Genomic DNA, 12,773 nt, shown 5'->3' with positions numbered 1-12,773 from the left:
AAATAAATAAGTAAATATAAAGAGGACACGATGGGAAGTAAAAAACCAAGCGACGCGACCAATGATATCGGTGAAGACATTCACACCGAAGTATCGAACAAAGCGAGTGGTCACACGCCTAGCCCTGAGCATACTCAAGGAAAAGATAAACAACAAAAGATTGAACAAACTCACGAACAAGTCACTGACGATGTCATGCATCATCCTGATCTCGTTAATCCGCTTGATGATACGCGCATCGATATCAAATCTGGATTTGCTAAAGACTCTCGTCGCTTAAAAAGCGATGATCATGAATATGAATATGATGCGGTTATTTTAGGGGCAGGTCCTGCTGGTGAAGCGGCGGCTATGAAACTGACTAAATCTGGCAAAAGAGTCGTGGTTGTTGATCCGCGTGATCAGGTGGGTGGTAACTCTACTCATGTGGGTACTATTCCAAGTAAAGCGCTGCGCCAATCGGTATTTAACTTGATTAACTTTCGCCGCGATCCGATGTTTACCAAGGCGATGGAATACAAGCAAGTTCCTCTGAATGAAGTATTGGCTAAGGCGCGTCAAGTTATTCGTCGTCAAGTCAGTACGCATACACGCTTTTATGAGCGCAACCGCATTGAAGTTATCCAAGGTTGGGCAAGTTTCGTCGATAAGCATACGCTACGTGTTGAAGTCGATGACAATGTTTATGAAACCATCACCTTTAATAAAGCAATTATCACCGTAGGTAGCCGTCCTTACCGTCCTGATATTCTAGACTTCAATCATCCACGCGTTTTTGACTCTGACAAAATCTTGCAAATGGATTATGTGGTTAAAAAAATCATCATTTATGGGGCAGGGGTAATTGGTTGCGAGTATGCGTCTATCTTTACCGGTCTTGGCTATAAAGTTGACTTAATCAATAACCAAGATCAGCTACTAACTTATTTAGATAGTGAAATTAGCGATGCCATCGCGCATGACTTTAGACAATTTGGCGTACTAATTCGCAGTAATGAAGAGATTGATCATCTTGAAACGCATGACGATTATGTAGTATTGCATCTAAAGAGTGGTAAGCGCATCAAATCTGATGCCATTCTTTGGTCAAATGGTCGCTCAGGTAATACTGAAGGTTTAAACTTAGAAGCGATTGGTCTAAAAGCAAACAGTCGTGGTCAGCTTAAAGTAGATGATACTTATTGTACTGACGTTGAAAATATCTACGCCGCTGGTGATGTGATTGGTTGGCCATCTCTGGCTTCTGCTGCTTATGATCAAGGACGCTGCGCGGCGGCCTTTATGGTTGGTGATAGTGATGCTGAGCCAGTATCTAGTGTACCGACTGGTATATATACGATTCCTGAAATCTCATGTATCGGTAAAACCGAGCAAGAGCTGACCGATGAAAAAGTACCTTATGAAGTGGGTCAAGCATTCTTCAAGCACCTCGCACGTGCGCAAATCATCGGTGAACGCTCAGGCGTACTAAAGATTTTGTTCCATCGTGATACATTGGAGATTTTAGGGATACATTGCTACGGTAACCATGCTTCAGAGATTATCCACATTGGACAAGCCGTGATGAAGTGTAAGAGTAATAATACGCTTGAGTACTTTGTGAATACGACCTTCAACTATCCAACGATGGCAGAAGCGTATCGCGTTGCTGCACTAAATGGTCTTAATCGTGTGTTTTAAGTGATAGAATATTGAAACACTTCAAATAAAAAAGCGTCTGCTATATTAGCAGGCGCTTTTTTTTGATTAATGGTCATCAATTTGGCATTTATTGAGGGCAGGCGTTTATGACAGGTAGTCGTCTTTTGCTTTACGACACTGTTTTAAGTGGTTTATTAGCATTATGCCAGCGCACCCACAGAAGTAGCGCAAAGTAAAACGCCCATAAGGCTGCTAGTGCATAAAATCCAGTAGAAACTTGGGAAATACTGGCACCCATTTGATTAAGCTGGACAGAGGTATTGATACCAGGTGTCGTGGGTATGAACCACCGTATGATTTGTAAAAATGTGGGCAGTTGATCTGCTGGCCACGGATAACCACTGACAAAAAACATCGGCAGGGAGCTAAAAATGAGAATTTGCATACTACGTTCACGCTGGCGGAACCAGAGTCCAAGTACACAGCCAAGTGTCGCCACGGTTGGACAAAATAACAGCAGGAACAATAAACTGCCAAGCATGTTTTGCCCGCGCGGATAGTGGTGTAGCTCAAATGTCCAGCCATAATAAAAGCAGCCAATAATAAAGCTAAACATACTGAGCGCCGCAATTCGCCCAAGCCAACCACGGATACTCGTCGTATGTCGCCGCTGCTCATACCACGTACCAATCAGCATCGCTGTGGCGATTAATAAGGTTTGTTGCAAAATTAGAATAGAAACCGCTGGCACCACGTAAGCGCCATAACCTTCCGTTTGATTGTATAAAGGGACAATTACTAATGGCACCGCTTGAGTATTAGCAGCGGCTGTCGCTGAATAGGCACCTTGTGCCACGTTCTTTTTGATTTCAATACCTGCTGATACCGTACTGACTGCTTTTAAAAACCCCATCTGCACGTTTTTATTTAACAAAAAGTAGCCGCCATTACCCAGTACGCTGACGCTCGCCGCTTTTCCCGATAGTACTTGCTGCTCGAGCCCACTTGGAATGACCATATACCCAGCGATTTCATCTGACCATATGGCCTCTTTAGCCTGCTGCTCGTTGAGAAAAAGCTGTGTGTCCAACTGCGGACTGGCACTTGCATAGCGAACGATGGTTCGTGATAGATTACTATTGTCTTTATCAATGATACCAACAGGTACATGGTTGACCACTTCTGTTGAATACGGCCAAGGATAAAAGAAACCATAAATAATGGGGGCAATCAGTAACAGTAATAGCACACCTTTATCAGAAAAGACGTCTTTAATGGTTTGTAAAAAGCTACCCAAGAAACTTGGTGTTGAGGACTGCTTGGTTGAATCTGATGTTATCGAAGATAAATAGTCTTTTGGTGGTAATGACATTAGCGCGCCCCCCAACGTTCAGGATGCGCCAGCGCGCGTTTGGTTAATAAAGTGGTCAAGCTCATCGCAATCGTCGTGGCAATAGCAAGACCATAGACGATAGGCAATGACACAGCAACAGGCGCTTGCATCTGCAATTGTGCAATGTGCAGCTTTAGATAATGGGTGAGTGGCAGTGCATCTGACCAATGCCGTGCACTGTCACTGATAGCAATATAAGGAAAGGTCACACCAGCAAAGGCGTAAGAAGGTGCTGAAATAAAGCCAGTAGCAGACAAGCCCATGCGTAATGAGAATGAGCCTAAGGTAAAGATAGCGCCCAGCCAAAACGATAGCATTATTAATAATATCAAACCAGCATAAGTCGCAATCACTGAGCTAATGGCAACGGATTCTTGCGGCGTGGCAAGCCATAGAGCCAACATCGCCCAAACGCTAAAGGCCAATGTCGGCCAAAAGTATTTACCCAATAAACCAAACAACAATACTAAAAAGTTTGTACTCTCAGCCACCTCTTCATTCGCGTGGCTAGAGCCTGAAATTTTATCATTTTTGCTCAAGTCTTGGCTGTTTTCTACGGCATTTGATGTTCGCCCTGATGTTGACTCGTTTTGTGTGGTTAGCGTCAAATCAGGATGGCCTGTACTAATAAAGCGATACCAGTGGCCGAGTCGTTTATCACGAAGCTCACGACCAATCGTCGTTGCACCGATCACCATCGCTAAAATATGCAGCAGTGCGGGGATAACGGTTGAAGCCAAAAACTGCTGATAATCGGTGGCTGCGTTAAATAGGCTGATGCGCTGTATACCAATCGGCGAGTAAGCAATCGCGGCTTGCGACGGTGCCATGCCTTGCTTGATTAAGCGCTGTATTTCAACACCTGCCGATAACGTCCCAGCGACAGCTTGAACGCTGGTTTGGATAATGCCCGAATGCGTACCGTATTGTGCATTTACTTGCAAAATCAAGGGTGCAGGCTTATCAGATAAAATATGCCGAGAAAAGTCTTCAGGGATAATGACGATAGCGTAAATATCACGCTGCAAAATAGCCGCTTTTGCCTCAGCCTCTGAGTAATAAAGCTGTCTGACCGTTAGAGTAGGGCTGGCTTCCAGATAGCGTACGGCGGTGTTGGCAATCGGGCTATTGTCTTGATCTATTACCCCAATGGGTAAATCTGTAATCTGCGTTTGTGAAAATATCCACCAAATCAGTAGGACGGTTGCCAATGGTATCCATACCACCATGCTAAAGTCCCACGGATTTTTGGTCAAAAATCGTCGCTCATAGGCAGCACTACGTAAAAAAGCCTTACTTAACTTCATCAGGCGCATGGCTTACTCTTGGCTTGCATTAGTAAGTGCTGGATTGATGCGTACAATAACGCTCATACCTGAGCGAATACGTGCATCAGGAGTCGTCGGACGTGCTTTTACTTCAAAGGTACGTACATCGAAGCCGTCATCATTATTGGTTGGGCGCCAAGTGGCAAAGTCAGACAATGTTGACGTAGCATAAACGGTGAATTGTTTGGTATACGGTTTATTTGCTGATGACAGCGCAGGAATCGTACCAGTAAATTGCTGACCAATCGCAAATTGATTCAAATACGATTCGGTGACATTAAGCACGACCCATTGCTCATCGGTGTTGACCAAGGTTAAGATCGGCACGCCTTGTCCGATGACTTCACCCACACTGACAATGACATTGTCCACGATACCCGCAATAGGGCTTTTTAAGTTGGCTTCTTCTTTTGCTAACAGAGCCTCTTCTAACTGAGCATCGACTTTTGCTACTTGCGCTGTCGCTGCTGATTTATCCTCACTGCGAGCGCCTTCTTTTGCCAAATCGTATTGCAATCGCGCCGCTTCAGTCTGATCTTGAGTGGCCAGGTATTGCGCATACGCCTCATCGCGTTTTTGCCGCGCCATCAGCCCTTCTTCATAAAGGCGGTTGACACGCTGATAGGTGTTTTCAGCCAAATCAGAGGCGGCCTTGTTGGCTTGCCACGCCGCTTTTGCTTGAGCAATTTCTTGTGGACGGGCGCCATTCTCTGCCTTATCCAACTCACTTTGTGCCATTTGCTTGCCAGCCCGTGCTTGATTGATCTTTGCGTTAATCTCAGGCGAGTCCATTTCAATCAGCTGTTGCCCGACTGTCACTGCATCACCTTCTGTGACCAGAATTTTGGCAATACGTCCCGGCACTTTTGCAGCGATGGAGGTTTGCTGCATCTGCATTTGCCCTTGCAAAGTCACGACTTCAGGCTTGCTATGTTGATTGCTTTTATATAGACCATAGGCAATAACGCCTAATACAATCAGAACAAATAGCGCCAGAAGTGCCTTTTTTATCATGGCAGATTTATCCGTTTTTTCTGCATGGCGCTTATAAGTAGGCACTGCTTGCTCATTTTCAGCATCAGTTGCTTGCTCATTATGATTGTTGACTGAGTCGGTAGATTGCTCTGAGTCGTTTAATTTGCGCGAGTCGTCTGATTCGTTGGTAGATTCAGTCATGACAGTGAGATTCCTAAAGCAGCAAAATTGAGGATAAAGGGTATATTTCTAGTATATTCGGACAGCATAAGGTTTGGCGCTTTCTAGGGCTTCAGAATTGAAAATCGCACCAAAAGCGACGATAAATGCTGAATAATAAAGCCAAAGCATAATGACCACGGCAGCTGAAAGTGCTCCAAACTCAGCGCTATAGTTATTAAAGTTTTGCACATAAATCGAAAATAGCACAGATAATAAAATCCAAAGAATGGTCGCTAGAGCTGCTCCTGGCACCAGTTTTTTTAGCGCGATGCCTTCACGGTTTGGGGCTAGGCGATAGAGACTTAAAAAGCTTAAAAATATAATACCAGCCAATATAGGCCACCTGCTCCAGAGCGCAATCGTTTCAGCTATTTGGGGGAAGGGAAAATAGGCTGCCGCTACAGGAATAATAGCAATAGAAGAGAGCGCTATAATCAACACTACTACCGCGCCAAAGGTCAAAATAACTGCTCGAATCGTGTTTTGTATAAAGTTACGCTCTTGAGTGATATGAAAGGCCAGATTGATAAGAATAATTAAAAATTTGATACCTTTAGAGCCAGTATAAAGGGCAAGCAAGGTCGATACAATAAGACTGAACGTTAGCGAGAACGTGGTATTAGAGACCAACTCGTTTAGGCGTGAATGGAGGACGCCATATACCGTATCAGGTATAAATGGACGCAAAAGTGAGATCTGTTCTTGCATCTCAGTGGGTGAAAAAACGAGACCATAAAGCAGCACAAACACAGCCATTGCTGGAAAAATTGATAAGAAACCAAAAAACCCCACGCTCGCGCAATGTGCCCAAACATGATAGTTGTTCGCAATACGCAACGCCTTTAATGAAGGCTGCAGCCAGTTACTTATTAATTTAGAAGTTGGGGTTTTCATAAAACAGTTATTCACAATAGAGTTAGCAATAGTATGGTTATTGACAGCTGCATGATAATGAGTATGGTCAGTCCACTACAATAGTATTGCAGCGTTAACCTCGCTTGAGGTATCAAATATACATCTTTGCTCAGTTAGTTGCCTTGTCATATTTTCAAGTTAAATCAACTATATAAACGCTTATCCACACTATCTATAATTTTCAAATTAAATCATTACTCAGTATACAAAGTCGGTAATTGAATATCAGCCGCATTAAGATAGGCGTTAAAGGCAAGAGGCGTACCACAGCTTTGCATGAGTGCGGCCAGCGATTGTACATAGCTATTCGCCGCTTGTGCTTGCTCCGTACGTGCTTTAAGTGACTGCGTTTGCGCTTGGACTACCTCAATCGGTGTATTTACACCTTCTTGTAGCCCCAACTGGCGCAAACGCAATACTTCTGCGGCTAAATCTACGTTACTTTGTAATGCCTGATAACGAGATTGGGCGTTATTAACATCGTGCCAGTTTTTTTCGACCAGTAATAATAAATTGTCACTGACTTCGATTGCAGACAGATCCGCTTGGCGTATTTTGGCATTACTCGATGCTAGTGACGCAGTTTTATCAAGACCACCCCACAGCTTCCAGCTAGCTGATATACCTGCTACCCAACTGGGATCTTTCTCGACTTGTCCATAGCCATAAAGCATGACGGTAGGCTTATGGCCTGTGTCTGATAGCGCGTGTAGCTGCTCAGCCTGTGCGCGTTTAGCTGCCACTTTTTGTAGACCTGGATGATTGGTGAGTGCTACATTCTGAAAGTAGTTTACATCGGGTAAAGGACGACTAGAGACAAATAACGGTGTCGTGGGTTTGATACGATAGTCGGTACGCAATAGCCGTTGTAAGGCCATCATCGCAAGACGAGCATCATTATTGGCATTGACGGATTCACTTTTTGCATCGGCAAGCGCAGATTGCGCTTCTAAGCGATCAACACGTGAGATAAAACCTTCTTCAAAAAGCCGCTGCGCCATATGGTCAGTTTGCTGCAAGGTATCATAAGCATCTTCACGTAAGTAAGCAGCAATGATGGCCAATTGCGCCTTAAAGTAACGCTCAATCAGAGTGTTATAAAGCTCATTCTTATCCAATAGACTGTCTGCGACGGCTTCTTGGGTACGGGCATTGGAAGCACCTGTTAAAGCAGTGGTACGTCCAGCGGTATAGATGGGCCAAACCACGCCGAGACCTGCGCCAGCTGTTGAGCCTGAGCGCTTTAACTCATAAGAATCTGGGATACGCTCACCGACCAATTCACCGAAATTCGGCAAATCTGGTAACGGTGGAATAGGCGGAACCACACTATCGACACTATTGTTGACGTCATTAACAATACCGTTTTTCAGTGTTGATAAGTCAAGATCCGCGTCCAAGTTGTAAGCGTTGGCTGATAATTGCGCAAACACCAATGGATTGTCTAAGGTTTTGAGAGCCTCTGTTTGATATTCACTGGCGGCAATCGCCGCTTGGTTGGCGGCCAGTTTGGGTGACACTTGCAATAAAATATTTTGAGCTTGCTCAAGACTTAATAGGCTAGATACTGCTAATGGATAGCTATTATCAATACTTTTATGAGTGATGGGATCAATAAGCGTTGTTAAGCCAGTTTTTTGCTCGGCTTGACCCATATCCGTATCTGTCGTCGACCTTCTGTTTTGAATCTCGTTTTTTTGAGGACTGTTTGGAGTGCTGCTTTGAGTACTATATTGAGTGTCAGCGTCAATAATTTTCGTCACTGCCACGGCTGTGACTTCATTTGGTGACTCAATATTATTCTCGTTAGCGCTTGCGGAGGTAGACGCAGCTAAGCCCATGAACGTAACCGTCATCACCGCAGTAGACAGAGTCGATAAAGCAAATTTCATAAGTCACATAAGCCATTAATTAGAATGCAAGGTATTTTAGAGTTAGGCAAAAAACTATTAAAAATATCAACTGTTATGGTCAGACCCTGGTTGAAAAGAGCAAAATTGTAGACCATTAACAGAAGCTAAAATCTTGTTATTGATAATAAGCGCTACACTGTAGTGCCACAATGGTGACGGGTCAATGCTCAGTATTTGCTTACTGTGCGTTGAATAAGTCATAATTTTATGTTAGGTGTCGGATGTCAGAATAAATAATAACATCATTTGTTGATTAATAATAAAAGGTTTATCAAGTCATTAGCACTTAAATTACTTTGAAAATTTTTCAAGGATAATGATTGTTAGTTAGGATTGTTGTACTACAACAAGGCAGTTTATAAACTATAAATAATTGAAGTGTGTGCTATATTTCAGCATTTTATAGCATCAAGAAAAAATAAAGGTACTTACTTTTAACTGTCGTCAGTTGATCGTTGGTTCAATACCCATTTCAATAGAAATGATAAGTTGATAAGTTGATAAGTTGATAAGTTGATAAGTTGATAAGTTGATAAGTTGATAAGTTGATAAGTTGATAAGTTGATAAGCGTTGCTCTTACAGATTATGTGATATCAGTAAAGACATTGCTATAAAATTCAAATAACAAAAATGCATGAAATAAGACAGGGTGTGAGTAATGGCAGGATATATTTTGGCTTTGGATCAAGGGACAACATCGAGTCGAGCGATATTGTACGATGATCATGCGCGTCCGATAAAAATGGCGCAGCAGCCCACCACTTTACAAACCCCAAAAGCGGGGTTTGTCGAGCAAGACGCGCAACAGATTTGGCAAACGCAGATTAGCTGTGCGCATGATGTGATTAATCAAGCAGGGCTGCTTGCTATCGATGTCACCAGTATCGCGATTACCAATCAGCGTGAATCGATTGTCATGTGGGATAAGCAAACGGGTAAACCTTTAGCCCCTGCCATCATTTGGCAAGATCGCCGCACTGCGGACTATTGTAAAACACTCGCGGCTGAGGGTGCTAGCAGTATGATGAATGACAGCCATGATGATGTGGCAAGCGAAGTGCAACGCATTACAGGGCTGCGTTTAGACCCGTATTTTAGCGCCAGTAAAATCGCTTGGTTGTTAGAGAACAATCCAAAATTGAGCGTACGAGCCAGTAGAGGAGAAATAGCAGTTGGTACTATAGACAGTTGGCTTATATATAAGCTAACAGGTGGCGAGCATGTCATTGATGTGACCAACGCTTCCCGTACCTTGCTATATGACATACATAAGCTGGCGTGGTCAGACGAGCTTTGTGCCCGTTTCGCCATACCCATGAATATCTTGCCTAAAGTGCTACCATCTGATGGTGATTTTGGTAAAACCAAGAAAGGATTGTTTGCCAAACAAATTCCTATTCAAGCGGTATTGGGCGATCAGCAAGCGGCACTTTTTGGCCAAGGCTGCCTCGATGCTGGTATGGCCAAAAACACTTATGGGACTGGGTGTTTCATGCTGATGAATATTGGTCAAAAACCCAGACTTAGCGAGCATAAACTCCTAACAACCATTGCTTGGCAACGAAAATCCACACCAACTTGTCCAGATAATTTATCGTTTGATCAAATTGTACAGTCGGGTAAACGCATATTGCAGCCACCCAAAAAGGAAGTCACTTATGCCTTAGAAGGTAGTGTATTTATGGCAGGTGCTATTGTCCAATGGTTACGTGATAATTTGGGTATGATTCAAAAAAGCAGTGAAATCGAAGAGTTAGCACTGCAAGTGGACAGCAGTGAAGACGTGGTGTTACTGCCTGCATTCACGGGACTAGGGGCCCCTTATTGGCGCTCCGATATCAGCGCGAGCATTACCGGTATGAGCCGTGGTACGACTAAAGCCCATATTGCCCGTGCGGCTTTAGAGGCAGTTGCTTATCAAACTTATGATGTGCTCATTGCTATGCAAAAAGACAGTCCTCATCCATTAACTGAGCTAAGAGTAGATGGCGGCGCTGCCAATAATGACTTATTGATGCAGTTTCAAGCTGATTTGCTCGATGTGCCTGTTTTGCGTCCGAGGGATACAGAAATCACTGCCAAAGGTGCAGCATTACTCGCGGGATTAAAAACGGGGCTATATGATGAAGCGACGATGCAAGCGTCATGGCAAGTCGATCGGATTTTTGAACCCAAAATGTCCAGTGATATCCGTGAACAGCATCTGGATAAGTGGCAACGAGCCATTGATAGGGCATTGACTTCATTATAAGTATTTGAATAGATGAATAAAAATATTGTAACAACTGAATGAAAAATTACTTAAAACGCTTCACTGTCCTACAAAATCGTTATAAAGATACAGGCTGTAACGCAAGGCAATCGCAATACGGACACAGTTTACATAATCAGCCTATCTGTCCTTACCTATAAATTTCTATACTTCAGTTGGATTTAGCAAGACCGCTAGTTTTTTAGCAAACAAATAATTCAACAAATAATAAATAATTTAAGGAAAATATAATGAGTAACCATGACGGTATTGATCGCAGTGAAGTAAAGCACATGTCAAAAGAAACCAAGCAAGATTTGAATGCTGACATTATTACAGGTGAGCCAGGCTCGCATCCAATAGGGACAGGTATTGGTGGTATCGGCGGTGCAGCAGCCGGTGCAGCAATTGGTACAATGGCTGGCCCACTTGGTACGTTAATTGGCGGTGCTATTGGTGCTATCGTTGGTGGCGGTGCAGGGCATGCAGCAGCAGAAGCGATTGACCCAACGCGTGAAGAGGCTTACTGGCGTGCAGAATATGCAAATGTAGATTATTACAAAGAAGGTTATGATTTCGACCGTGATCTACATCCAGCCTATGCAGTAGGGTATGCCAATCGTGCTCGTTATCCTGTCGATGCGCGCTTTGAAGATCATGAAGCTGAATTAGAGCGTTCATGGCATGAAGTAAAAGGTGAATCGCGCATGGAGTGGGAAGAGGCACGCAGAGCATCGCATGACGCATGGAATCGTGTGTCGTAATAGGGCAGTTGACCCCTATATGAGAATATTATTATGAATGAGGTGATAGTAGATAGGAGAGCTACCTTTAAATTAAATAAGCGAAACTAACAGCATATCTAATTTAAGTAAGTAAATAGCACATAAGCTTACTATCTCATCACTGTGATTAGTCTAATTGTAGACTTTATTCTGTTAATAGACTAAGTAATTTCAATTTATGCTATTTTAAAGCTTCCAAAGATTTCTTTGGAGGCTTTTTTACTGTATATTAGTATATATGAATATATCTAATAGCAAGGTTATCTTTAGAAGCAATAATCTAAAATAAAAATAATAGGTAATTTATGACCAGTAACGCAGCAGGTAACAGCGCCAAACAATTTTATATCGCCACTGCCAATTTGCTCAATCTTGCCAATCCTAACCGAATTTATTACGACAATGCGCCGGCTTACAATGATAATGAATACGAGCATAAGCTACGCGGCATTACCGATTTATTAGCAAAGGCTCATGCCGATATTATTGCAGTACAAGAAGTCTGGGATAGTAAAGCGCTTGAAGCATTGGCGCTATCATTGGGGTTTAAGCCCGAGCATGTCGTTATTCCATTGGCAAGTAATGACAGTTCAAGCCCTTATACCCATGGAAAAGGGGCGAAAAACACTCCTGCCGTTGGTATCATTAGTCGCTTTGAACAATTAGAAAGCAGCTTGCTTGAAGATATTGCACCAAAAGCGGTGATTGATATCCCTGATATTGGCCCTTATCTACGTTTTAATCGTCCACCATTGGTAGTACGGGTTGATGCCTTTGGTCAACCGATAACGATTATTACGGCGCATCTAAAAAGCAAACGTGCTTTTTTCTTACGTGATGAAAATGGCGATTTGTTAGAAGACATGGATGATCCAAATATTCGAGTCCGTGCCAAGCTCCGTAGTTTATGTATGCGCGCTGCAGAAGCTGCCTCTATCCGTATGTCTATCATAGAGCGTTTGCACCATACTCGAGAGCCATTGATTTTATTAGGTGATATGAACGATGTCACCGGTAGCGTCACTACCCAATTGATGGCTGAGACTGGTGAAGTTAATTACGATAAAGGCATGCGTGATGTTGCCTTATTCGATGCTGCACGCATCCAAGCACGTTATGGCTGGATGAAAGATGTGGCATATACCCATATATATCAAGGCATGCCAGAAGTGATTGATCAGTTATTTGTTTCAGAAGAATTTCTACCTGATAGTAAGTTTTCACTTGGTCAGGTTGAAAGAGTGGACTATTTTAATGACCATTTGAAGTGGGATTATGCAGATAGGGTCATCGATCATGGTATTATAAGAGCGAAAATTAAACTCAATGATTAATTTTATTACATTGCT

9 protein-coding genes are annotated in these 12,773 nt (G+C 43.1%); 4 read left to right on the top strand and 5 right to left on the bottom strand.

All coding sequences use genetic code 11. From position 1 onward, the window contains the following. Positions 1 to 30 precede the first annotated feature (30 nt). Positions 31 to 1,680, top strand: coding sequence for a Si-specific NAD(P)(+) transhydrogenase (gene sthA, locus JMX93_RS01495; RefSeq protein WP_193009350.1), 1,650 nt, complete (start codon positions 31 to 33; stop codon positions 1,678 to 1,680). A 130-nt stretch (positions 1,681 to 1,810) separates the two neighbouring features. Here the strand turns inward: sthA and JMX93_RS01490 are convergent, their stop codons facing one another. The 5 genes from JMX93_RS01490 to JMX93_RS01470 form a co-directional block, all read right to left on the bottom strand. Further along, complete coding sequence (locus JMX93_RS01490; RefSeq protein ID WP_499203630.1) at positions 1,811 to 3,013, bottom strand: ABC transporter permease; 1,203 nt, start codon at positions 3,011 to 3,013, stop codon at positions 1,811 to 1,813. Then, positions 3,013 to 4,350: an ABC transporter permease gene (locus JMX93_RS01485; protein WP_198332921.1), complete on the bottom strand. Its 1,338-nt coding sequence runs from the start codon at positions 4,348 to 4,350 to the stop codon at positions 3,013 to 3,015. The genes JMX93_RS01490 and JMX93_RS01485 overlap by 1 nt, the downstream gene beginning before the upstream one ends. Positions 4,351 to 4,353: 3 nt before the next feature. Continuing rightward, the gene (locus JMX93_RS01480) at positions 4,354 to 5,538 is read right to left on the bottom strand and encodes an HlyD family secretion protein (RefSeq protein WP_198332922.1); all 1,185 of its coding nucleotides are present in this window, start codon (positions 5,536 to 5,538) and stop codon (positions 4,354 to 4,356) included. Positions 5,539 to 5,586: 48 nt separating this feature from the next. Further along, complete coding sequence (locus tag JMX93_RS01475; protein WP_499203629.1) at positions 5,587 to 6,453, bottom strand: YihY/virulence factor BrkB family protein; 867 nt, start codon at positions 6,451 to 6,453, stop codon at positions 5,587 to 5,589. A gap of 215 nt (positions 6,454 to 6,668) precedes the next feature. After that, a complete protein-coding gene (locus tag JMX93_RS01470; RefSeq protein ID WP_499203628.1) occupies positions 6,669 to 8,366 on the bottom strand; it encodes a TolC family protein in 1,698 nt (565 codons plus the stop codon). A gap of 680 nt (positions 8,367 to 9,046) precedes the next feature. On the opposite strand from JMX93_RS01470, the gene glpK reads away from it, so the two are divergent. From glpK to JMX93_RS01455, 3 genes are all read left to right on the top strand, one after another. After that, on the top strand, positions 9,047 to 10,639 hold the full coding sequence (gene glpK / locus JMX93_RS01465) for a glycerol kinase GlpK (protein ID WP_087814991.1): 1,593 nt from the start codon (positions 9,047 to 9,049) through the stop codon (positions 10,637 to 10,639). 251 nt (positions 10,640 to 10,890) lie between these two features. Further along, complete coding sequence (locus tag JMX93_RS01460) at positions 10,891 to 11,403, top strand: hypothetical protein (RefSeq protein WP_193012842.1); 513 nt, start codon at positions 10,891 to 10,893, stop codon at positions 11,401 to 11,403. A 326-nt stretch (positions 11,404 to 11,729) separates the two neighbouring features. Beyond that, positions 11,730 to 12,758 (top strand): endonuclease/exonuclease/phosphatase family protein, encoded by a 1,029-nt coding sequence (locus JMX93_RS01455; RefSeq protein WP_443509919.1) that lies wholly within the window; start codon positions 11,730 to 11,732, stop codon positions 12,756 to 12,758. The last annotated feature ends 15 nt before the right edge of the window (positions 12,759 to 12,773 follow it).

The organism is Psychrobacter muriicola 2pS, from assembly GCF_904846535.1.
GTDB lineage: Bacteria > Pseudomonadota > Gammaproteobacteria > Pseudomonadales > Moraxellaceae > Psychrobacter > Psychrobacter aquimaris.
Note: the sequence above shows the minus strand (reverse complement) of the source record. Positions and strands in the feature narration are given on the sequence as shown.